General features: G+C 44.2%; 23 protein-coding genes. 15 read left to right on the top strand and 8 right to left on the bottom strand.

Going from position 1 to position 22,437, the window contains the following annotated elements; translation table 11 throughout:
* Positions 1 to 284 precede the first annotated feature (284 nt).
* The 5 genes from rnk to ahpF all read left to right on the top strand — a co-directional run bounded on the left by rnk (position 285) and on the right by ahpF (position 5,737).
* Entirely contained in the window at positions 285 to 689 is a 405-nt protein-coding gene (gene rnk, locus NI466_RS10725; protein ID WP_216986221.1) for a nucleoside diphosphate kinase regulator, read from the top strand.
* Between the two features lie 341 nt (positions 690 to 1,030).
* Complete coding sequence (locus tag NI466_RS10720; RefSeq protein WP_004645592.1) at positions 1,031 to 1,822, top strand: hypothetical protein; 792 nt, start codon at positions 1,031 to 1,033, stop codon at positions 1,820 to 1,822.
* Between the two features lie 16 nt (positions 1,823 to 1,838).
* Positions 1,839 to 2,972, top strand: a complete 1,134-nt coding sequence (locus NI466_RS10715; protein WP_253145779.1) for a toxic anion resistance protein — start codon at positions 1,839 to 1,841, stop codon at positions 2,970 to 2,972.
* A gap of 37 nt (positions 2,973 to 3,009) precedes the next feature.
* Positions 3,010 to 3,927 carry a hypothetical protein gene (locus NI466_RS10710; RefSeq protein ID WP_071851000.1) on the top strand — a complete coding sequence of 306 codons (918 nt, stop codon included), beginning with the start codon at positions 3,010 to 3,012 and terminating at the stop codon, positions 3,925 to 3,927.
* Between the two features lie 244 nt (positions 3,928 to 4,171).
* A complete protein-coding gene (gene ahpF, locus NI466_RS10705) occupies positions 4,172 to 5,737 on the top strand; it encodes an alkyl hydroperoxide reductase subunit F (protein WP_253173532.1) in 1,566 nt (521 codons plus the stop codon).
* Positions 5,738 to 5,984: 247 nt separating this feature from the next.
* On the opposite strand, the gene NI466_RS10700 is transcribed toward ahpF, so the two are convergent.
* From NI466_RS10700 to NI466_RS10690, 3 genes are all read right to left on the bottom strand, one after another.
* Positions 5,985 to 6,239, bottom strand: coding sequence for a YfhL family 4Fe-4S dicluster ferredoxin (locus NI466_RS10700; protein ID WP_253173531.1), 255 nt, complete (start codon positions 6,237 to 6,239; stop codon positions 5,985 to 5,987).
* 2 nt (positions 6,240 to 6,241) lie between these two features.
* Positions 6,242 to 7,651 carry a prephenate-dependent tRNA uridine(34) hydroxylase TrhP gene (gene trhP / locus NI466_RS10695; protein ID WP_253173530.1) on the bottom strand — a complete coding sequence of 470 codons (1,410 nt, stop codon included), beginning with the start codon at positions 7,649 to 7,651 and terminating at the stop codon, positions 6,242 to 6,244.
* A gap of 133 nt (positions 7,652 to 7,784) precedes the next feature.
* Complete coding sequence (locus NI466_RS10690; RefSeq protein ID WP_005106480.1) at positions 7,785 to 8,195, bottom strand: Cd(II)/Pb(II)-responsive transcriptional regulator; 411 nt, start codon at positions 8,193 to 8,195, stop codon at positions 7,785 to 7,787.
* Between the two features lie 86 nt (positions 8,196 to 8,281).
* Between NI466_RS10690 and NI466_RS10685 the strand changes: the two genes are divergently transcribed.
* The 3 genes from NI466_RS10685 to NI466_RS10675 all read left to right on the top strand — a co-directional run bounded on the left by NI466_RS10685 (position 8,282) and on the right by NI466_RS10675 (position 9,529).
* Positions 8,282 to 8,905 carry a cation efflux transmembrane domain-containing protein gene (locus NI466_RS10685; RefSeq protein WP_253138062.1) on the top strand — a complete coding sequence of 208 codons (624 nt, stop codon included), beginning with the start codon at positions 8,282 to 8,284 and terminating at the stop codon, positions 8,903 to 8,905.
* Between the two features lie 171 nt (positions 8,906 to 9,076).
* On the top strand, positions 9,077 to 9,328 hold the full coding sequence (locus NI466_RS10680; RefSeq protein WP_004279009.1) for a hypothetical protein: 252 nt from the start codon (positions 9,077 to 9,079) through the stop codon (positions 9,326 to 9,328).
* A gap of 18 nt (positions 9,329 to 9,346) precedes the next feature.
* Entirely contained in the window at positions 9,347 to 9,529 is a 183-nt protein-coding gene (locus NI466_RS10675) for a hypothetical protein (RefSeq protein WP_253173529.1), read from the top strand.
* A 64-nt stretch (positions 9,530 to 9,593) separates the two neighbouring features.
* Here NI466_RS10675 and NI466_RS10670 read toward each other — a convergent pair whose 3' ends face one another.
* Positions 9,594 to 10,373: a ferredoxin--NADP reductase gene (locus NI466_RS10670; protein ID WP_004279005.1), complete on the bottom strand. Its 780-nt coding sequence runs from the start codon at positions 10,371 to 10,373 to the stop codon at positions 9,594 to 9,596.
* 105 nt (positions 10,374 to 10,478) lie between these two features.
* Here NI466_RS10670 and tsaA point away from each other — a divergent pair, with 105 nt between their 5' ends.
* The gene (gene tsaA / locus NI466_RS10665) at positions 10,479 to 11,198 is read left to right on the top strand and encodes a tRNA (N6-threonylcarbamoyladenosine(37)-N6)-methyltransferase TrmO (protein ID WP_253173546.1); all 720 of its coding nucleotides are present in this window, start codon (positions 10,479 to 10,481) and stop codon (positions 11,196 to 11,198) included.
* Between the two features lies 1 nt (position 11,199).
* Here tsaA and NI466_RS10660 read toward each other — a convergent pair whose 3' ends face one another.
* Entirely contained in the window at positions 11,200 to 12,450 is a 1,251-nt protein-coding gene (locus tag NI466_RS10660) for an MgtC/SapB family protein (protein WP_253173528.1), read from the bottom strand.
* 209 nt (positions 12,451 to 12,659) lie between these two features.
* On the opposite strand from NI466_RS10660, the gene tfpB reads away from it, so the two are divergent.
* The 4 genes from tfpB to NI466_RS10640 all read left to right on the top strand — a co-directional run bounded on the left by tfpB (position 12,660) and on the right by NI466_RS10640 (position 17,004).
* Positions 12,660 to 14,417, top strand: a complete 1,758-nt coding sequence (gene tfpB, locus NI466_RS10655; RefSeq protein ID WP_247144065.1) for a type IV pilus assembly ATPase TfpB — start codon at positions 12,660 to 12,662, stop codon at positions 14,415 to 14,417.
* 93 nt (positions 14,418 to 14,510) lie between these two features.
* A complete protein-coding gene (locus NI466_RS10650) occupies positions 14,511 to 14,876 on the top strand; it encodes a NirD/YgiW/YdeI family stress tolerance protein (RefSeq protein ID WP_253173527.1) in 366 nt (121 codons plus the stop codon).
* Positions 14,877 to 15,011: 135 nt separating this feature from the next.
* On the top strand, positions 15,012 to 15,677 hold the full coding sequence (locus tag NI466_RS10645; RefSeq protein ID WP_253173526.1) for a response regulator transcription factor: 666 nt from the start codon (positions 15,012 to 15,014) through the stop codon (positions 15,675 to 15,677).
* 4 nt (positions 15,678 to 15,681) lie between these two features.
* Positions 15,682 to 17,004, top strand: coding sequence for an ATP-binding protein (locus NI466_RS10640; RefSeq protein ID WP_253173525.1), 1,323 nt, complete (start codon positions 15,682 to 15,684; stop codon positions 17,002 to 17,004).
* 87 nt (positions 17,005 to 17,091) lie between these two features.
* On the opposite strand, the gene hemP is transcribed toward NI466_RS10640, so the two are convergent.
* Positions 17,092 to 17,262, bottom strand: coding sequence for a hemin uptake protein HemP (gene hemP / locus NI466_RS10635; RefSeq protein ID WP_253173524.1), 171 nt, complete (start codon positions 17,260 to 17,262; stop codon positions 17,092 to 17,094).
* A gap of 138 nt (positions 17,263 to 17,400) precedes the next feature.
* Here hemP and NI466_RS10630 point away from each other — a divergent pair, with 138 nt between their 5' ends.
* The gene (locus tag NI466_RS10630) at positions 17,401 to 18,300 is read left to right on the top strand and encodes an NUDIX domain-containing protein (RefSeq protein ID WP_253173523.1); all 900 of its coding nucleotides are present in this window, start codon (positions 17,401 to 17,403) and stop codon (positions 18,298 to 18,300) included.
* Positions 18,301 to 18,356: 56 nt separating this feature from the next.
* Here the strand turns inward: NI466_RS10630 and NI466_RS10625 are convergent, their stop codons facing one another.
* Both NI466_RS10625 and mrcB read right to left on the bottom strand, forming a co-directional pair.
* Positions 18,357 to 18,902 (bottom strand): tetratricopeptide repeat protein, encoded by a 546-nt coding sequence (locus NI466_RS10625; protein ID WP_253173522.1) that lies wholly within the window; start codon positions 18,900 to 18,902, stop codon positions 18,357 to 18,359.
* A gap of 14 nt (positions 18,903 to 18,916) precedes the next feature.
* Positions 18,917 to 21,307, bottom strand: coding sequence for a penicillin-binding protein 1B (mrcB, locus tag NI466_RS10620; protein ID WP_253173521.1), 2,391 nt, complete (start codon positions 21,305 to 21,307; stop codon positions 18,917 to 18,919).
* A gap of 191 nt (positions 21,308 to 21,498) precedes the next feature.
* On the opposite strand from mrcB, the gene NI466_RS10615 reads away from it, so the two are divergent.
* Positions 21,499 to 22,437, top strand: a complete 939-nt coding sequence (locus NI466_RS10615) for an NAD(+) kinase (protein ID WP_004645573.1) — start codon at positions 21,499 to 21,501, stop codon at positions 22,435 to 22,437.

Genomic DNA, 22,437 nt, shown 5'->3' with positions numbered 1-22,437 from the left:
CGTTGCATGCTTTGCTTGAAATTATTTACAGGAATTATTTTCAGAACCTGACACTTTAAAAATAATAGGTTATTGAGCTGAAGATCATGGTAGATGAAGCGCTTGAGTGAATCCCATGTTACTGTAAGGTGGTGCTGATATAAGCGCCGTGAATGACATCATTCTTTTTATTTAAACGTTATATGGATCGGTATCATTTGAAGATGGGTAAATCCTGTATTTAAAAATGCTGCTGGCGGTTGATTGATTAATTTTTCATTTATGCATTAAACAAGGTAATAAGGATGACTAAACCCAACATTATTTTATCTGAGCAGGATTTACAGCGTCTGGAAACGATGCTGGAGAACCAGAGCAAGCTGAGTGAAACCATGATTCGCTTAGAGGATGAACTGGCACGTGCCGAAGTAGTTGAGCCAAAAGAAATCGCAAGCAATATCGTGACCATGCATTCCCGTGTACTGTTGACGATTGCACCTTCACCAGAGCCGGTTGAGGTGACACTGGTTTACCCGCATGAGTTTAAGGGTGAAAAGGGGCAGGTCAATGTGATCGCACCGATAGGTGCAGCCATTTTGGGCTTAGCAGAAGGTCAAACCATTGAATGGCCACAACCGGATGGTAATACCATGAAAGTGACCATTGAAAAAGTGCTGTTTCAGCCGGAGAGCGAAGGGGATTATCTTTAAGCCAGCGTTGGATCATCCTTGAAAGCCATAGCAATATGGCTTTTTTTGTATATGGATTTTAAGTAAAACCTGATGTTGTAAGCATTTAGATCAGATTGAATACATTTTAAAGTTCTAAATGCTTAAAGTTAAATAATTCTCAAAATGCAATGTAGTCATTTATCTCTGCAATTGAATCGTATTGCCAAAATCATCATTAAAATAAAGATAAAACATGGATTTAGTTAAAGTAATGTAACGAATTTCTGGATGAATATACACAACGCGGTCTGTTTTTTTGCTACATTCGAAGATGTTCTAGACTTCTTTGTTTCACTTTTTTAAAGGATATCGCCTCAACCATGTCGCGCTTTGAAGCTCTACCTGCCTTGACTGACATGATGCTTGATCGTGAGGAAATTCTGGCGATTAAGCGTAATGAGCTTGTGCCTGTACTGGATAATCAATATGGGCTGAATCATTATGCAGATGCTCTGATTCAGGCACAGTCCGTTCTACTGAATGGTGTAGATCCGCACTTGACCCAACAGTTAAGCCAGACCATTGAGCAATTGATTCATGCCTTGGCAGAATCTAAAAAATATCTGAAAAAACGTAAATTTAATGCTCTACAGAAATGGCTGGGCATCGATCTGGATTATGGCTCAAGTCAGGTGGAATATTATCAACGGCTGGACCGTTTGCTGGATCAGGCCGATCACTTAAGCCGTAAATTGCAGATTGAAATTCAGAAATCGCAGTCACGTTTTCAGCAGCTTTTGGGGTTGCGCGAACAGATGGCCAAGCACATTGTCGCAGCAGACGAGTTTCTGTCTGAATATCCGCTATTCGTCAAAAACCAGCATCCCTTGGATAATTTTTCAGAACGCCTCTCCAAGAAAATTAATACCTTACGTACCTTGCAAAGCAGTAATGACATCGCCATTACCCAGATGCAGCTTTCGCAGCAGCTTTCCTTTAGCCTGCTGGATCGCTTTAAGGAAGCACAGCAGGTCTTGATTCCGGCCTGGCAATATCATGTCAAACAAAGCCAGACGAAACACTCGACAAGTGATCTGGAAAAACTTGATAATAGCCGTGAGAGTCTGATTAAAACGTTAAAAAAATCCCTCGAGAAACCCTCGAAAACATAACAATATAAGGTGAACTATGACCAAGTCTGATTTAGTAAATTTACCTGTTGAAAGCTCGAATGAACTGGTCGAACAAAAATTCCAGCAAATGGACCTGAAAGAACTGGGCTTACAGTCTGCTGACTTTCAGGAGGTGCTGGCTGCACGTAAAGAGTTGCAGAACATGAGTCATAACAGCGTGGCTGAATATGGCAAAAATATTGCGACCAAAACTTCGACCTATACCGATGAATTACTGAATCTGGTGCAAAATAGAGATCTGGATGCAACAGGACAGAAGCTGAATCAGGTGGTACAGGTGGCTCAGCAGCTGAATACCAGCAGTATTCTCAATAAAAAGAAAAGTTCGGGTTTTTTTGGCAATATCATTAGCAAATTCAAAGGTGCGAAAGATAACTTTGATGCGCATTTCAATACCACTAAAGAGCAGCTAGATGTACTGGTGAAAGAGATTGAAACCTCGCAATCCGGTTTGAAAGCACGTGTTGATACCCTGGATAAAATGTTTGACGGGGTACAGGATGAATATAAACAGCTCGGGGTACATATCGCCGCAGGCCGTTTACGCGAACAGGAGCTGCAGCAGGAAATTTCCACTTTAACCGCCTTGCCGCAAGATCAGAGCACCACCCAGAAAATTTATGACCTGAACCATCTGGCCAATAATCTGGAAAAACGTGTCAGTGATTTACAGGTATTGCAGCAATCTGCGATGCAGACCTTGCCAATGATCCGGATTATCCAGTCGAATAACCTGATGTTGGTCGACAAGTTCTATGCGATCAAAAACATTACTTTACCGGCGTGGAAAAACCAGATCAGTCTGGCGATTTCGTTGAGTGAACAGAAGAACAGTGTACAGCTGGCCAATACCATTGATGATGCTACCAACGAGCTGCTGCGCCGTAATGCTGACCTGTTACATCAGAACTCGGTTGATACGGCTAAAGCCAATCAACGCTCGGTGATTGACATTGAAACACTTGAACATGTGCAAAACACCCTCATTAAAACTGTAAATGATGTGATTCAGATTCAGAAAGAAGGTGTACAAAAACGCACAGAAGCAACCGTGCGTTTGAAAGCTTTGCAGGATAATCTGAATCATTTGGTGATTGAATCAAGTACCAGTGGATCCAAGCCCAACTAAATCAGGTAGGGCCAAAATCTGTAAGAAGGAGTAGAGATTGCCGCCCTTAGATGAATACGCCGTTAAGCCTCAGGACATCAAGCAGGGGGTAGTTGCACTCAAGAAACGTCAACGCAATTTGATGCTATTGGGTTTGACTACTTCTACCGTATTTATAGCCTCATTGATCAGCCTATTTTTCCAGCAGGAACTGGTCTATGGCTTTTTTGGCCTGAGTACTCAAGTACAGCAGTTGCATTTGCCGGTCAGTGTAGATGCCACACTGGCCAGCATTGGTGATAGTCCGGATTATTTTTTTAGTTTGCTGAGCTGGTTTGGCTGGCTGATTATTAAAATTTTTGCCTCTTTCATCGGTGCATTTTTTGTGATTGGCTTACTGAAAAAGTTGCGTTTCTTTTATGTTCGCTTTCAGTCTTTTGTGCTGAAATTTGTCGCCTGGCTGATTGCTTTTATCGTGATCTGGTCAGGATTGACTTACTGGCAGCATGATCTACGTAATGATCGGGATGATGCTTATCAGCAAGTGGTGTATTACGACAGCAATATCAATGACAGTGAAATCGCCCGTTATCTGGCCGATTCAGAGATTGCTGCACCAGTAAAGTCTTATTTATTGGCGCAAACGGCATTGCTGCATAAGCCGCAAGATTTATCTGCCGCAAAACCCTATGTTTTAAAATTGGTTGAGGCGGAAAAACAGGATCCTAAATTTGAACAATATGGTTTCAAGCCTGGACAAATCTGGACCATGCAGCAACAAGTCTATGGTCAAGCGATGACACCGGTCGCCAAGAGTGTAAATACGCAGGTGCAACAGGCGGATCAGTTGAGCCAGATCACTAATCTGGTCATTATTAGTGTTGCCATTTTATCGGCACTGCTCAGTCTAATCTTGTTTTTCTTGGCCAACTCAATCAAGGGTCGTTCCCTGCGTATCGAACAGCGCATTCATTAATTTCCCAAAATGCTCCTGAATAGGGAGCATTTTTTTGATAAAATTTCAATGCTATTTTTAAGATAACCTATTCAACTTGCTTAACACAGCTCAAAAATTTAAATAAGGCAGTAAAAAAACTAGGTTTAGCTTAATAATCTAAAATATCGATCAATAAAATAAAAACAAACTGTTTTACCTATTTATTCAATTCATTTAATATCCTGTTATCAAATAAACATTTACTCCTTTGGAGACGTTAGCAATGTTAGACCAAAATACTTCAGCTCAACTTAAAACCTTATTAGAACGCCTGGAAGGCCCGATTGAACTGGTCGCGACTTTAGATGGCTCTGACAAATCAGCCAAAATCCAGGAACTGGTTGCCGAAGTGGCTGCACTGTCTGACCTGGTCACTGCACGCTTTGACGGGACCAATGCACGTGCGCCAAGTTTCGGGATTGCCAAACAAGGTGAGGAACCGCGTGTGTTCTTTGCAGGCTTGCCAATGGGCCATGAGTTCACTTCGCTGATCCTGGCATTGCTGCAAACTTCCGGTTATGCACCGAAAGTCTCGGATGAAGTTCTGGCGAATATCAAGAGCCTGGGTGTTCAATCTAATTTCGATGTATTTGTATCCTTAAGCTGCCATAACTGTCCGGATGTGGTTCAGGCACTCAACCTGATTGCCATTTATAACCCGGGCACTACTGCCACCATGATTGATGGGGCTTTCTTCCAGGAAGAAGTCGAAGAACGCAAAATCATGGCGGTGCCGATGGTATTCCAGGACAACCAGCATATCGGTCAGGGTCGTATGACACTGGAAGAAATCATTGCCAAGCTGGATAGCAATGCCGCTGCCAAAGATGCGGAAAAGCTGAATGCCAAAGATGCCTTTGATGTCCTGGTGATCGGTGGTGGACCTGCAGGGAATACTTCTGCGATCTATGCAGCACGCAAAGGCATTAAAACCGGGATCGTGGCTGAACGCATGGGCGGTCAGGTCATGGATACCATGGATATTGAAAACTTCACGTCTGTACAGAAAACTCAAGGTCCTAAATTTGCAGCCGAGATGGAAGCCCACGTGCGTGAATACGGGGTTGACATCATGAACCTGCAACGGGTATCCAACATCAAAGGTGCAGATGAAACTGCCAATGGTCTGGTGGAAGTGACCTTAGAGAATGGTGCCAAACTGGAATCTAAAACCGTGATTCTGTCGACCGGTGCACGCTGGAGAGAGATGAACGTTCCAGGTGAGCAGGAATACAAAACCCGTGGTGTGGCATATTGCCCGCACTGTGATGGTCCTCTGTTCAAAGGCAAACGTGTCGCTGTGATTGGTGGCGGTAACTCGGGTGTCGAAGCTGCGATTGACCTGGCAGGGATTGTAGAGCATGTCACGCTGGTCGAGTTTGATACCAAACTACGTGCGGATCAGGTGCTGCAAGACAAACTGAACAGCTTGCCGAACACCACCGTGATCAAGAATGCCTTGTCGACTGAAGTGCTGGGTGACGGTTCACAGGTGACGGGTCTGAAATACAAAGACCGTGCCACAGATGAAGAGCATGTGGTTGAGCTGGCAGGAATCTTCGTGCAGATCGGTTTGTTGCCAAATACGGACTTCTTGAAAGAAACCCCAGTTGAGCTAACCAACCGTGGCGAGATCGTGATTAACGACCGCAACGAAACCAATGTGAAAGGGGTGTTTGCAGCAGGTGACTGTACCACAGTGCCGTACAAGCAGATCATCATTGCCACCGGTGAAGGTGCCAAGGCATCCTTGTCTGCTTTTGATTACATCATCCGTTCAGGACAATAAAAAAATAGCACCTGGGTTCCCCAAAACCGAGGTGCTATATCTTATCAATACATTATTATCGCTTTATAGGAACTCAGGACGCTAACACCCGAGTTCCTTTTTTTATATTTATTATTGGATCAGCCAAAAGTGTCCCCACACACTTTCAGCTGTTCTTTGCCTCTCACTTTTTGTTTTCAACCCTTATTTTTATACTTTCCCCAAGGTTGTATTTACATAAAGCAATGTTTATTCCATCGCTTCATTTTTAAGATTTAAATAAGTTCAAACCCTTAAATTTTTCCAGTAATTGTTCTTGTGTTTCCCGATACTCCGGATGTGGAACAATGCATTCAATCGGACAGACATCTACACAGGTCTGATGCTCATAAAAACCGACGCATTCTGTACAACGGTTCACATCAATTTCATAGACTTTTGCACCTTCATAAATCGCGTCATTCGGGCATTCCGGTAAACACATATCGCAATTGATGCATTTTTCGGTAATTAGCAGTGCCATATTTAACTCGCCTGATAAGCCAGTGAAGATGCCGAAATATCCGCAGTCGAACTTGGCAGATTACGGATGAGCAGGGCATATTGCATATCGACATCTGCCGGAACCGGAATCTCGACGATGTGACCTGAACCTTTGGCATCTTCGATCAGATTACCTTTTTTGTCTTTCATTTCGGTTAAAGTGAAAGTGATATTGCCTTTAGTCGTCATCAGTTCGAGTGAGTCACCGACGATAAAACGGTTTTTCACATCGATCTTGATGTAATCTCCATTACGCTCCAGCACTTCGCCACAGAAAATTTGATGATCAAAACTGGAAGAACCATGTTCATAATTCTGATATTCACTATGCACATGGCGGCGTAGGAAACCTTCGGTATAACCACGATTCGCTAAGCCTTCTAATTGTGTCATCAGTGACGGATCAAAAGGTTTACCCGCAAGTGCATCATCAATCGCTTTACGGTAAATTTGAGCAGTACGGGCACAATAGAAATAAGACTTGGTACGGCCTTCGATTTTCAGTGAATGAACACCTACTTTAGTTAAGCGCTCTACATGCTGAACAGCACGCAGATCTTTAGAATTCATGAAATAAGTGCCATGTTCATCTTCTTCAGCAGCAAACATATCTTCATCATTCCGCTGCAATAGCACAGGCTCATCAAACTGATGTTGTTCTTGCATGTGTTCTTCGTCGGCATCTTTTGAGCAGCAGCCTGAATCCAGATTTTTTACTGGAATGACATCACCGGTTTCATCTTCCTTGGCATCCAGAACTTTATATTCCCAGCGGCAGGCATTGGTGCAGGCCCCCTGATTGGCATCACGTTTGTTCATATAGCCAGACAGCATACAACGGCCAGAGTAGGCCATGCACAGTGCGCCATGAACAAAGACTTCAATCTCCATATCTGGCACTTGCTGTTTGATTTCTGCAATTTCTTCAATCGACAGTTCACGTGACAGAATCACACGGGTCAGCCCCATGTTTTTCCAGAATTTCACAGTTGCCCAGTTCACGGCATTGGCCTGAACAGAGAGATGAATATCCATCTCTGGAAAATGTTCACGCACCAGCATGATCAGTCCTGGATCGGACATGATCAGCGCATCCGGCTGCATCGCGACCACAGGTTCCAAGTCACGAATAAAATTTTTCAGTTTGGAGTTATGCGGCTGGATATTGACCACCACATAGAATTTTTTGCCTATTTCGTGCGCTTTTTTGATGCCAAGCGCTAAATTGTCATGGTCAAATTCATTATTACGAACACGCAGGCTATAGCGTGGCTGGCCAGCATAGACTGCATCTGCACCATAAGCAAAAGCATAGCGCATATTTTTGAGTGAGCCAGCTGGTGAGAGAAGTTCGGTAACGGTGGTAATGCTCATGATCAAATCGAAAGACATATAAAAAGTACGGCTTTATTCTAATCATCTGGAATTTGGATTCAACCTAGTAAATCACTCGGAAATACGCGATTTGGATGTAAAACAAGGTTCTTTTTTAAGTAGGGAATCCTCCATAAAATATCTTCAATATTCAGTCATTTTCAGGATTTTCAAGCGTTTTTAAAATCTGGCAATGATCAATAGTGGTTGGGGTGTTGCAACTTTCTCTCAGTGTGATCAGTTGCCGTTCAAATATTTGTAATTCTTTAATTTTATTTGAAATATCCGAAAGATGCTGATCAATCAATTGGTTGACGGCACAGCAGTCTTGCTCCGGATTTTGTTCAAGTTGAATCAGGGTTTCAATCTCTTTTAACGACATGTCCAAGGCACGACAACGCTTAATAAAAAGCAGTCTTTTTAAGGCGTCTTCACCATAATAACGATACTGATTACTTGCTCGAAAATTCGGCTGAATAAAGCCTTTTTTCTCATAAAAACGTAGGGTATCAGTGCTTAGACCAGTCTTTTTGGCCATTTCTGAAATCAAATAAACTGACATATCGCCCTCATGCTTGACCTTGGAGTTAGTCCATAGTTTCTAATCAATTTATCGTGTTTTAGATAAAAAATCATCGGGGGAGTTATATGGCCTGTAGTTGTAGTCCTGAACCGGCACCCATCAAGCCCAACAGCAAATTTAGAACAGCGCTATGGATTGCCTTGCTGGTAAACTTCACTTTATTTGTAGTGGAGTTGATCGGCGGTGCATATGCACATTCATCAGCCTTATGGGCAGATGCGCTAGATTTCTTTGGTGATGCCGTCAATTACGGGATTTCTTTGGCTGTACTAGGTGCGAGCCTCTATTGGCGGGCAACAGTCGCTTTGGTGAAGGGAGTGACCATGGCGTTGTTTGGTCTGGTGGTTATTAGCAAAGTGATTTACGCCTATCTGCAAGGTATTCCACCTGAAGCACTGACAATGGGCCTGATTGGTGTGCTGGCCTTAGTAGCGAATGTATTTACAGCAGCAATTCTTTATGCTTTTCGTGAAGGTGATTCCAATATGCGGTCGGTCTGGCTCTGTAGTCGCAATGATGCAATTGGCAACTTTGCCGTCATTTTGGCAGCCGTAGGCGTATTTGGTACAGGCAGTCTTTGGCCGGATATTATTGTGGCTGTAATTATCGCTACACTCGGCATCACATCAGGTTATCAAGTGATTAAGCAGTCTCTGGAAGAAAGATCACTTAAACATAAATCCAGCTAATTTTTATATTTAAAGCTGTCCTGCAGGGCAGCTTTTTATTTATTTCCATTTTTATAATATTTGAAAAATAAAGCTTTACAAATAAACAAATTAAATTAGAATCTCTGGCGAAATTCAGAAAATATACATAAATTTTAATAATTTAGTTTTTTGCATCGTGCGAGGGTTAATGTGAATTTAATTAAAATTTTTTCAATATTGGCAATATCGGGGCTAGCCGCTTGTAGTTCCAAAGTCGTGACTTATGATGCAACAGGAAAAATCATCGGTTCATGTATGGCGACGCGTGGCCTACTTTCGACCGCAAGTGCACATTGTAGTGGTTCAGGCGATGCCTTAGGTGTGAATTACAATACGCCAGATGCGAATACAGGCCTGTTACCAACGCCACCAAGCCAAAATCAGATTAATTTAAAACCGTAAATAATAAAGGGGAATATCATGAAATTATCAGCACTTATTGCACTTGTAGCGACTGTTATATTGATGGGCTGTGCATCGTCAGTGACTACATTTGACTCTCATGGCCGTATGATTGGTTCATGTAAAGCGCAAACGGGTTTCATCATTGCAGGTGGCGCAGGCTGTTCAGGTTCTGCAAATCAGGAAGGTCGCGATCGTTAATTTTTTAGTGATTATTCCAATAAAAAACCGGACTTTTAAGTCCGGTTTTTTAGTTTAGCAAATCTTATTTTTCTACGAATGCACGTTCAATCACGTAGTCACCCAGAACGCCCATTTTCGGAGATTCTTTCAGACCGTGTTGGTCAAGAAGCGCAGCAACGTCATCTAGGAATGCCGGGCTACCGCATAACATGGCACGGTCAGTTTCCGGGTTGAAACGTGGCAGACCGATTTTTTCAAACAGTTCACCGGTTTCAATCGCAGTGGTTACACGACCTTGATTTGGATATTCTTCACGGGTTACGGTTGGGTAATATACCAATTTTTCTTTCGCGCCGAGTTCAGAGAAGAATTCATGATTTGGAACTTCATTCAGGATCAAATCTTGATAAGCTAGTTCTGAAATGAAACGGGTACCGTGAACTACGATAATCTTTTCAAAACGTTCGTAAGTTTCAGGATCGCGAATAGTCGACAGGAAAGGTGCAAGACCAGTGCCAGAAGAAAGAAGGTAAAGATTTTTACCTGGATTTAGGTCATCCAGTACCAATGTACCTGTAGGCTTTTTAGAAACCAAAATGTCATCGCCGACTTTTACTTTCTGTAAAATCGAAGTCAGTGGACCATCAGGCACTTTAATTGAGAAAAATTCTAACTCTTCTTCGTAGTTGGCGCTTGCAATTGAATATGCGCGCATTAACGGCTTGCCATTGACTTCAAGGCCGATCATTACAAACTGACCGTTTTTAAAACGCAAAGCAGTGTCACGAGTCGTTTTAAAAGAGAATAAAGTATCATTCCAGTGGTGGACGTGAGTAATCTTTTCGACGTTAAAAGCAGCCATTAAAGGTCTCAATAAATTATCAAATTAGAACAGCTTGCTATTCTAATCTAAATTCATTCTCGATAAACTGAATATATTTAATTGAGCTTATCAAAAAAAGTGATGATGACTGAACTTGCGCTGCCGATTATTGGTTATATGCGTTCTCCCTATAAAGAAAAATTTGGTATTCCTCGTCAGCCGAATCTGGTTCAGGTCGAAAGCTATATCGAAATGGTCGGGCCTTATAATGACCTGCTCGCCTTTGAGGGAATTGAAGAATTTAGTCATCTTTGGCTGATCTGGCAATTTCATGACAATAAAAACCAGGACAATAGCCAGTTTCGTCCACAAGTGCGTCCGCCACGTTTGGGCGGTAACAAGAAAATAGGCGTGTTTGCTACACGCAGCATGTATCGTCCATCACCGATTGGTTTATCTGTGGTCAAACTCAAAGAAGTGAGAAAGGTTGGCAAGCATGTTCAGGTGTATGTCACGGGGAGTGATTTGCTGGATGGCACGCCAATTATGGATATCAAACCTTATATTCAATATTCGGATGCTATCATCGAAGCACAAAGCGGTTATGCACAGGATGAACCATCACGTAAAACCGTCATCTGGTGTGATGAAGCGGAGCAGCAAAAGCAACAATTACTAGGAAATGGAAAAATTTCTGTGCAGACTATTCAGGAATTAGAAGCTGTCTTATCTCTAGATCCAAGACCTGCATATCAGGAAGATGAAGAACGGGTATATGGGATGAAGTTTGCAAATGTTGATATCCATTTCAAAATTCATGCTCAGCAAGTGCTCATTGTTGCTATCCAGCATATTCCTTCCTAGATTATAGGTTCCACCACAACAAGCCGATCAACGCCGCCATATGCAAAATCTGCACAGGCGCAAAATAAAGGACAAACTTCCAGCCACCGGTCAAAGCGGCATTGGCTGACTTGGCCAGGGCATGAGCACCCAGACCTAAAAGCAGGGCGTAAATCAAACGGAGATTGGAGGGATCGCCTTGAACGACAACACTGGCCATCGCGGCATGAATCTCGAACAGAGAGGCGAGTAAGGTCCCGGCCAGTAAGCCGGCATCCCCGAGCCAGACCTCCAGTCCGTAAACTCCAGCCTGAATCAGCGTTAAAGTCACTGCAATAATCACAGCTTCTTTTAAGCTGAACATCTGGCTGTCTGACGATTCCATGCTCGGCGCAGGTTTTGCCTTGCGCAATAATAAAAATGCACAGGCTGCCAGAAGGATTACGGCAACTAAAGAGGGCAAAAGCAGGATTTTCAGCCAGTTCCATGATACCCCTCCAACCACAATCAATAGCAGTACAATGGTCGAGATACAGGACATCAGCGCGGCACCGGCATTCGATCGTGCATCCATTTCACCTTTACGGACCTGTAAACCTAACTGAGCGATGGTCGCCGTACTGGAAACAAAACCGGAAGCAATGGAGGACAGCATCAGGGCATTTTTAGTCGAAAAAAAGCGTTTCGCAATATGCGCCAGAGCTTGTACCACTAAAATTAAGGTCAGTAATTTTAAGATAATATAAGGGTTAAGCACTTCTCCCCAAAAAGGGCGATCAGGGGTCAGCGGCAAGCCAATCAAAATCAAGGCCAGTAATAATAGTCCATCCCTGAATTCGGCTTCTTTAATCCATTTTCCGGCAATATTGTGCATGGTATGTTTGGCCATCAAAATACCGGTTAAGAGCACAGAAAGACCGGCTGCCAGAGGAATATTCCATAAACACATGGCGCCAATAAAATAGGTCATCACAAATGCAAGCTCTGTGGTAATGCCCGGATCATCTGGTTGATTTTTGATAGATAAAATGACCATGCCACCCACGATCAAAGCACCTATTACAGCAATCACGATTCCAAACAGGAAACACAGTGCACCCAATAAAGCACAGATTGCAAAGGAACGTAAGCCGGCAAAACTCGGTTGCTGTTCGCGTTGCTTATGCCGTTCCCGCTCCAGACCAATCAATAGGCCGCAGCCTAATGCCGAGGTGAGTATCGTGAGCAGTTCATGAAAAGAATGCGCATGCAGGGGAACCGCAGTCAAATCCATCTGTGACCTCAGCAAGCTAAGAGTTGATTATTTAAAAATATATGCGACGAGATAGAGTTTGCATAGATCAAAAATGTTGCGGTAGTAATTAAATCCATTATTTACTTTCTTTTTGAGATTGAAATAGAAACGTACATTCAACAGGTGGGGAGCATGCGAAAAACTGCAAAAACTTGTTATAGTGGAGGCAAGTTTGGGGACTGATAATAATGAAATTTGACTTTGAAATTGATACGGCATGGTGTCTAGACCAACTCTTTAAAGACGGTAAAATCAGTGAACGCGACCGGATGCTGGTACAAACCACTCATCGGCAACGTGAACAACTAAAATGGCACCCTTTACAGTGGATTGCTAATTTTAATCTGGTCGATCAGTCCCATCCTCAAACAACACTGACTCTGAACCGTTTATGTCAGTGGCTGGCAGAAAAAACCGGATTGATGTTCTATATCATTGATCCGCTTAAAGCTGATGTACAGGCATTGACCCATGTCATGTCGCAGGAATATGCACTGCGCAACCATATTTTGGCAGTGGAAATACAGGCAGACAAAGTTCTGATCGCTACGGATCAGCCTTATAAAACCGAATGGGTGTCGAATCTCGAACAGAATATTTCCCCGAAGAAAATACAACGGGTATTACTGAATCCGGAACAGCTACAACGTTATATTACTGAATATTATCAGGTCAGTCGTGCAGTCAGTGGTTCACAAAAATCTTCCGCCTATGACCGGGAAAATAAGGGCGTCGAAGCCTTGTTGCAACTGGGTGATTCCCAGAATCCGGATGCCAATGACCAGCATATTGTCAAACTGGTGGACTGGGTGCTGCAATTTGCCTTTGAGCAGGGCGCCAGTGATATTCATATGGAACCGCGTAAAGACACCGGTAAGATCCGTTTCCGGATTGATGGGGTGCTGCATACGATTTACAACATGCCGGCCAATACATTGACCGCCGTCATTTCCCGGATCAAGATTCTGGGCCGGATGAACGTGGCGGAAAAACGTAAGCCACAGGATGGCCGACTGAAAACCCGCACGCCCAAAGGACAGGAAACTGAACTGCGCCTGTCGACCTTACCGACAGCTTTTGGTGAAAAACTGGTAATGCGTATTTTCGATCCGGAAGTGCTGGTGAGAAGTTTCCAGCAACTCGGTTTTGAAGGTCATCTGCTCAACGACTGGAACAATCTGACCAGTCACAGTCACGGCATTATTCTGGTGACCGGTCCGACTGGTTCCGGTAAAACTACTACGCTTTATTCAACCTTGAAACAGCTGGCGACTGAACAGGTCAACGTCTGTACCATTGAAGACCCGATCGAGATGCTGGAACCCAGCTTTAACCAGATGCAGGTCAATAATGGTATCGATCTTGGTTTTGCTGACGGCGTGCGTGCATTGATGCGTCAGGACCCGGACATTATCATGGTCGGGGAAATTCGTGATCAGGATACTGCCAATATGGCGATTCAGGCAGCATTGACTGGTCATCTGGTTCTCTCAACTTTACATACCAATGATGCGCCGTCGAGTCTGACCCGTCTGCATGATCTGGGCGTACAGCCATTTTTGACAGCAGCAACCATCTTGGGTGTTCTGGCTCAACGTCTGGTGCGTAAACTCTGCCCACATTGCAAGCAGGAAAGCTTCCTGAATGAACAGGAATGGCAGCATCTGGCAGCCGATTATCCTTTGCCGCGACCGGAATTTGTCTTTAAGGCGGTGGGCTGCGAAGAATGCCGGCATACCGGCTATAAAGGCCGTATTGGGATTTATGAGTTTATGCCACTGAGTCTGACCACTAAACAGCTGATTGGTGCCGATGCTAATCTGAACCAGCTGCGTCAGCAGGCGAAAAAAGAAGGGGTAGAGCCGCTCAGAATTGCCGGGGCGCGCAAGATTCTGGAAGGTGTCACTACGCTTGAAGAAGTCCTGAGAGTGGTGCCCCTAAATTAATTTTGAAAATGAAGCAATCTTAAGATTCAATTCATCTTCGGCTGTTTTAATAGCATCATCGAAACAAGGCAAGACTTTAAAGAGGTAACTGCGATGAAAATGATGATAAATACGGTTTTGGCAGCTGCATTGATGGGTTCTATTGCGACAGCTACGATAGCAAGTAGTGACACTGCTGTGAATCAGGCCGCTTTTACTAAATCGACCACAGTCAAACAGGCACTGGCCATGAAAGATGACAGCAAGGTTCAGCTTCAAGGTTATGTCGTGAAAGCAGTGGGTGATGAAAAATACCAGTTCCGCGACAGCACAGGTACTATAACTGTTGAGATTGATGATGAACTTTGGCAAGGCAAGCCGATTTCAGCCAAAACACCGGTGATCATCACAGGTGAAATCGACATTGATTATAAGCCGGCAAAACGTGTTGAAATTGAGGTTGATCAGGTTCGTTTCTAATATCGCCTGATTTGCTGCAATCAGTTTGAACACAGCAACAAAAAACCACATGCAAGTTACCAAAAAGCATGTGGTTTTTTTGAGTCTGCTGCTTTTTCAAGGCAAGATAGAACAAGAAAGCAAACGGAGCAGAGTATGCGTATTCTTTTGGCGGAAGATGATCAGTCTCAGGCAGACAGTATCCAGACCTGGCTGGAAATGGACGGTTATGTGATTGACCGGGTAGAGCGCGGTGATCATGCGATCCTGGCGATTGAGCAGCATCAATATGACTGTATTCTGCTGGATCGTGGTCTGCCAAATGCCACGGGAGACGAGATTCTGAAAAGTTTGCGCAGCCAACAGCAAGATACGCCGGTGATTTTTATTACGGCCAAAGACAGTATTGATGACCGGGTCGAGGGGCTGGATTTAGGCGCGAATGATTATCTGGTGAAACCCTTTAGTTTGGAAGAACTTTCCGCCCGGGTACGTGCCCAGCTCAGGCTGAAGCAGCAAACACCGAATCATATCCTGCACTGGCAGGATCTTAGTCTGGACACTCAGGCCAAAAACCTGAGCAAAGCGGGTCAAGCGATCAATCTGACTGCGAAAGAGTTCCAGATTTTATACAAGCTGATGCAGCAGCCTGAACATATTGTCACCCGTGAACAGCTGGAAGAATCGCTGTATGCCTGGGGCGATGAAATTGAAAGTAATGCGATTGAAGTGTTTATCTATCAGCTGCGTAAAAAAATTGGCAGCCAGATGATCAAGACCATTCGCGGTCTGGGCTACCGCATGCATAAAGCTGAGGCTTAAGCTCATGTCGGCTACTATTTCCCTGCAAACCCGGCTGATCAAACACGCGCTGTTCAGTTCCATATTGGCTGGAATATTGGCTTGGCTGCTGTTATTGGGAATTTCCAGTTATCAGGCCAGTCAGTTGCATGATGAATTAATGGAGCAGATTTCTGAGCTGTTACTCGGTGATGTCACCCAAGCCAAAGACGCCCAGGTGGATGAACTCAGTGAACAGTTTGATATCCAGTATGCCTTATTGCTGGATCAGCAGGTACTGACTACTTCTATTGATGATGAATTAATTAATACCATTCCAAAAGCACAGAAAAATGGCTTCCAGTTTGCTTATGAAAATGGCCGTTTTATCCGCATCCTGACTGCGGAAGATGACGACCTTCAGGTCAAAATCGTACAACCGCTTTCAGTACGCTTCGATGAGCTCTGGCAAACCACCTTGGGCTTTGCCGGGATCTTATTGATTTTATGGCTAGTGCAATGGCTGATTTTGCGTGTTGCGATCAGACGCCAGTTACGGCCATTAAACAAGATTTCGCGTGCCATTGGTTCCAAGACTGCTCAGGATCTGAGTCCTATTAAAACACCTGACCCTGAAATCACTGAACTGCAACCGATCATTCGTCAGCTGAATGCCATGCTCGGCCGGCTGGAGAAATCACTGGCTGCTGAACAGCGTTTTACTGCAGATGCTTCACATGAGCTGCGTTCGCCACTGTCTGCGATTCAAATGCGTCTACAGGTTTTAAAACGCAAATATCAAGATGATGCACAGCTCCCTCAGGCATTACAGTTGATTCAAAATGATGTCAACCGCGGTACGCAGGTGCTGGAGAATTTACTCTTGCTGGCACGACTCGATCCGGAGCGCACAGGGCAATTACCTATGCAAGCGGTCAATCTTAAAAATCTGGTTCACGAGGCTTTACAGGCCTTGCAGCCTTTTGCACAGGAAAAAGATATTCACTGGAATCTAAACCTTGAGGATGCTGTGATTGAAGCGAATCCAGAACTGATTTTTAGCTGTATCCGCAATCTGGTCGACAATGCTATTCGTTATACGCCGCCGCAGGGACAGGTCGAGATCCGAACGGTTATTGAGCAGAAACAGATACAGTTGCTGATTGAAAATTCAGGAGAGGGGATTACTGATGATGTGCTGGAACGACTAGGTGAACGTTTCTATCGAGCCTTAGGGACTCGCACTCAGGGTTCAGGTCTAGGTCTGTCCATTTGCCAGAAAATTATGGCACTGCATGCAGCTAAAATTGACTATGCGCCGTCGGATCTGGGCGGACTTAAAGTGTCATTGAGTTTTAAGCCTGCATAGCAAATCTCATGATCAGAAGATTAAAAAGCAGTATGCGCTGATTCATACTGCTGCTTCCCACGTTTGTTATTATTAGAACTGATTTAATTATTTGGTCAGAATAAGACGGTTATTGCGGGTCAGACGCAAGCGGTATTCTTCGCCGGCATGCATGATCCGGATTTCACGACCCAGTGCAAACAGATTGTTGGAGTGCAGCATTGGCAAGGCATGGTGAGTATCATTGTTATGGGTAAATAGGCTAAATGGGGCGTTCATTCCGTCAACTCCGTGGTGTGTTTTGGATTGATTTAAATGATAATCATTATCGAATAGGTCTGTCAACGAAATATTGAGCAATTTATAAAAAACTCTAATTTGCTTACAATCTGTAAAACTTCAACGGTTCTGTACATCATGACTAAAGCTACGATTCATGTCGCAATTGCTCTTTTATTTTTTCAAAATCAAGTTCTAGTCGGCTGGCGTGAAGCCAAGCAGCATCAGGGCAATAAATATGAATTTCCAGGCGGAAAAGTTGAACAGGGCGAATTATCAGTCGAAGCCTGCCGACGCGAAGTGATGGAAGAGGTCGGTGTTAATATCGAACGCTGGCATGCCTCTGATTTTATCTCCCATGAATATGAAGATCTCATCGTCAATTTGCATATTTTCCATGCTTCAGTACAGTTTGCTCAACTGGCTGAAATCAAACAGCCTTGGCGCTGGTACGGCCGGGAAGAACTTGGACAGCTGAATTTTCCGAAAGCCAATCAGTCCATAATTCAAAAGCTGCAATGGCCGCAGCGCATCAAGATTGCTGAAGATCTGGATATCTTATCAAGTCTAGATACAGATCAAATGCTGTATTGGCGCGTGGAAGCAACGCCTGAACGGATCATGCAAGTACAGCAATATCCGGTAGATCAACTTTCCAAGTTAATCATTAATCAGCAGCTTTGGTCACAACTGAATGAATTGCAGCAGCAGACGATTCGCACGATTCATCTAAAACAGACTCAATTGATGGACTTGAAACAAGGCGAACTTAAATCTGGCTATCGTTATCTGGCAGCTTGTCATGACCTGACCGCTTTAATGCATGCAGAACAGATCGGCTGTGAAGCGGCTTTACTCAGTCCGGTACTGGCGACAGCGACTCATCCAGAAACACCTGCGCTAGGCTGGGAACAATTCAAGCAAATGGCAGAGCAGGTACAGATTCCGGTTTTTGCTTTGGGTGGGATGAAAGCAAAAGAGCTCGATTATGCAAAAAGCCAGCATGCGTATGGCATTGCCGGCATTCGCTATATTTAGACACTCTATTTAGAAAATAGCTTTCTATTAGTAAGTCAGTTTCTATAAAAAAGATCTTAAAGTCTTTTTAGTGCCTGTTGAGCTTGCTGAATCGCTTTGGCGTTTTTCCGCAACTGAGCAGATTTGAGGCGCACTTGCCAAAGCTGCTTTTTCATGGCACTAGATTGTGCATAACTCAGGCCACGTAAGGCAAAAGCATCGGCGCTTGCTGGCTGATTTTTACGGTTGGCGATCATGCCCAGGTATAAATAGGTTTCCGGTGCCTGAGGGGCCAGTCGCTGTGCCTGAGTTGCAGACGCTTCAGCTTGAGCAAACTGCTGCTTGGTATAGGCCTGCTGGGTTTGCTGCATCAGACTCTTGAAGGCCGGCAAATTACGTCCATCATCAAACTTTTGGCTTTTCGGCTTCTGTTCAGGAATGACAATTTTCTGACGTTTGATGTCAGGACGGTCATAAGGCGTAATCACTACGCCGTCTGGCGTTTTTGCCTTAGGTTTTTCCGTCACAGGCTTGGCAGGGGTAATTGGCTTTTCTGGCTCAGATATACTTTGGCAGCCCACCAGACTGAGGATGAGCAAACCAGGGAGGATTTTTCTTAACATAAACATAGACTCAATTAATGGCTATAACTTCCACTGGCGATAATACGGGTTTCGCTCTCAAGATCGCGTTCTATTTCTGTTTCACTTTCTTGTATGTAACGACTCATATCATCCTGTTCAGCATCAGATGGCGCAGGTTCTGAATCAATATCATAAGGTTCCGTCGCATAATGCGAGATGCCGCAGGCAGTTGCCTGATTTGGCAGGGCATGACGCGAAATCGGGATATACATGGCGCCTTCACAACCTTGCGCAGACAATAAACCCGTATGACGATCCAGCCAATGCCATTCGATTTCATTCGGCTGTGGCAGATTCACCGGTTTCTGGCGCAACTGTTTCATGACATTGGTCCAAACGGGCAGGGCACCTGAAGAACCGGTTAAGCCAGTGACTTTGTTGTCATCCAGACCGAGCCAGACCACGGTCATATAGTTACCTGAATATCCGGCAAACCATGAGTCACGGCTGTCATTCGTGGTACCGGACTTACCGGCAAGATTCAGACTGCGTGGCAAGCTGTTATAGGCTGCACGACCTGTACCATTCGACATGACCTGTTGTAAGCCATAATTCAGAGCATAAGCAGAAGCCGGATCAATGGTCGGTTGCACACTCAGGCTATAACGATCCAGAGATCGGCCGTTGGCATCCACCACAGAGCGGATGGCTTTAGTTGGATATTTAAAGCCGCCTGTAGCAAAGTTGCCGTAAATATTCATCACTTCCATCGGGGACATATCTACCGCACCCAAGTAAATCGATGGATAAGATGGAATATCTGAAGTTACACCAAATTTTTTCAGATGATTAATAAAGGTAGACAAGCCAAATTCTTGTGCTAAACGCACAGTGGACAGGTTATAAGATTGCGATAAGGCTTGTGACATTGGAATGACACCATGTCCACGACCACTATAGTTTTTCGGTGTCCAGGTTTTGCCGTCACTCTTAATGCTGATTTCACTGTCTTCAATCGGGCTCGCCCAATGATAACGGTTCGATTCCAGTGCACTCAGGTAGATCACAGGCTTTAACAGGGAACCGACTTGACGCTTGGCATCGACTGCACGGTTAAAGCCGGTAAAATCTTGAGTCGAACCCACTGCGGCCACCAGCTCACCATTTTCCGGATGCGATACCAATACTGCGCCCTGTAAATCTTTCAGGCGACCCGGATTGGATTTGCTTAAACGCGCCACCGTTTCTTTAAAACTGTCCTGAATTCGGGTTTGGGCCAGAGGGTCTAAAGTGGTGAAAATGCGCAGACCCTGATTGGTCAGATCGGTTTCCTGATAATCTGTGCGTAATTGACGACGTACGATATCCAGAAAATCCGGGAAGCGGGCAGGGCCTAAAGTCGGTTTTGAAATGACATTTAACGGACGTGCGGTTTCTTTTTCATATTGTTCCTGAGTCAGATAGCCCATTACCAGCATATTATTCAGGACGATATCACGGCGTTTTTTCGCACTTTCAGGATTGCGCCATGGATTGTATAGACTCGGGCCTTGGACTAAACCCACCAAAAATGCTTGCTGGGAAATATTCAGTTCACGCAGTGGCAGGCCAAAATAAAACTGCGATGCCAGACCATAACCATTAATGGAGTAGTTACCATTCTGACCGAGATTTACCTCATTCAGATAAGCTTCTAGAATTTCATTCTTGTCATAATGCAATTCAATCAGCATCGCCATAAAGGCTTCATTCACTTTACGTTTTAAGGTGCGCTCAGGGGTTAAATAGAAATTTTTGACCAGCTGCTGGGTCAAGGTTGAGCCACCCTGACGTTTACCACCGGTAATATTGCTGACTACGGCACGTGCAATACCACGCGGTGAAACCCCATGATGCTCATAGAACTTACGGTCTTCGGTCGCGATCAGCGCTTCGATCAAGGGCTTAGGCACTTTATTTAGCTTGATCAGCACACGGTCTTCGTTATGCTGCGGATAAATCCCGCCAATTAATAAAGGTTCTAAACGCGCAATCCCGCTTGAAGACGGTTTGGTTGCGCTGACTTCTGCAATCTGTTCACCGCTGAAACTGACTTTCAATATTTGTTCCGGTTCAACCCGGTCACCAAAATCAAAGCCGCGTGTATGCACATACAGGGTATTACCCGTGGTGACAAAGTTGCCTGATTTAGTATAACTATCCGAATTTTTATAACCGAGTAATTTTAATTCTTGTTGGAAATCCTGCAGGCTGACTGGGGCATTCACGTACACTTCCATCGGACGTGCGAAGACCTTGGCCGGAATATCCCAGCGCTGACCTTCAAACTTGTCGCGTACAATATTGTCTAATCTAATCAAATAGATACTAAATGATACAAAGATAGAAATGACAATAATAGAAAAAATTAAGGCAAGAAACCCCATGCCACGTTCAGATTTCATAAATACTTATAAGATCCTGTGAAATTGTGCTAATCATGCGAAGCTTTTCATTATTTTGCAATATTTAATCAAGAAATGCGCTTAAAATTAAAATGAAACCCCACAATTTCTCCTTAATTCGAATATATTTCAAATAATTTCCTACCTATGAAGCACTGTTATAAATTGTCATCCAGGTATAGCTTAATGTTATGATAAGCAGGATTCGTAGCGGAGCGACGACACTGGTGCAAATTTCCCATAAGACCTTTCGAAATATCGGGTTAATAGGACGTCCTGATAAATCGTCGGTGGTTGAAACCTTATGCCTTATTCACGATCATCTTCTCAATTTAGGCCTACACCCAGTTTTTGATGCAGCGACAGCTGAACTTGTTCCCTATCAAAATACCCAAACCGTCAGTCGTGCCTTATTGGGTGAGGTGGTGGATCTGGTGATTGTCGTGGGCGGTGACGGCTCGCTATTACATGCAGCACGCGCCTTGGTCAAGTACAATACCCCGGTGATCGGGGTTAACCGTGGTCGTCTGGGTTTTTTAACGGATATCAAGCCGACTGAAGTGATATTCAAGCTGGATCAGGTATTAAAGGGTGACTTTCAGACTGAGCGACGCTTTTTACTCGAAGTCGAAATTCGCTCCAAAGGTGAAGTGATTTACGATGCCATTGCTCTAAATGATGTGGTGCTACATTCAGGGAAATCGGTACATATGATCGATTTTGAACTGAATATTGATGGACAATATGTCTATCGTCAGCACAGCGATGGCCTGATAGTCTCTACGCCAACTGGTTCTACGGCTTATGCGCTTTCTGGTGGTGGCCCGATTGTACATCCAAGTATGGATGCGATTGCCTTGGTACCGATGCATCCGCATACCTTGTCTTCACGCCCGATTGTGGTCGGTGGACATAGTGAAATTAAATTACTGATTCGTGAAAATCGCGTACTGCCGATGGTTAGTGCGGATGGACAACACAGTGTGTCTTTGAATGTGGGTGATAGCGTCCATATTCGCAAGCATCCCTTTAAACTGAATCTTCTGCATCCACCGGGTTATGACTTTTATAATGCCTGTCGAACCAAACTGGGGTGGAATCAGGACTTTGATTATTTTAAGCAGGATTAA

Source organism: Acinetobacter lwoffii (genome assembly GCF_024129595.1).
GTDB classification, from domain to species: domain Bacteria; phylum Pseudomonadota; class Gammaproteobacteria; order Pseudomonadales; family Moraxellaceae; genus Acinetobacter; species Acinetobacter lwoffii_O.
Note: the sequence above shows the minus strand (reverse complement) of the source record. Positions and strands in the feature narration are given on the sequence as shown.